The 214-nt window shown below is 52.3% G+C and carries 1 pseudogene; it reads left to right on the top strand.

From position 1 onward, the window contains the following. Positions 1 to 214: pseudogene (locus tag FDX22_RS24690) on the top strand (hypothetical protein); the annotation flags it as partial.

The raw sequence follows: 214 nt of genomic DNA, 5'->3' as shown, positions 1-214 counted from the left end.
AATGCCAGCCGAGAAAATCAACGAAACCCTGGTTCAGCGCGGCATTATGGTTTTCGCCATCCTGCTGGCCTGGAGTGCAATTGTGCTCAATGCGCCGGTGCTGAGCTTTACCTCTATTTGTAGCCCAATCTTCGGCATGGTGGGCTGCTTGATCCCGGCATGGCTGGTCTACAAAGTTCCTGCATTGCACAAATACAAAGGCGCCTCTCTATAC

The organism is Citrobacter sp. TBCS-14 (genome assembly GCF_005280805.1).
Classification (GTDB): domain Bacteria; phylum Pseudomonadota; class Gammaproteobacteria; order Enterobacterales; family Enterobacteriaceae; genus Citrobacter; species Citrobacter gillenii.
This window is presented reverse-complemented; position numbering and strand designations above follow the sequence as displayed.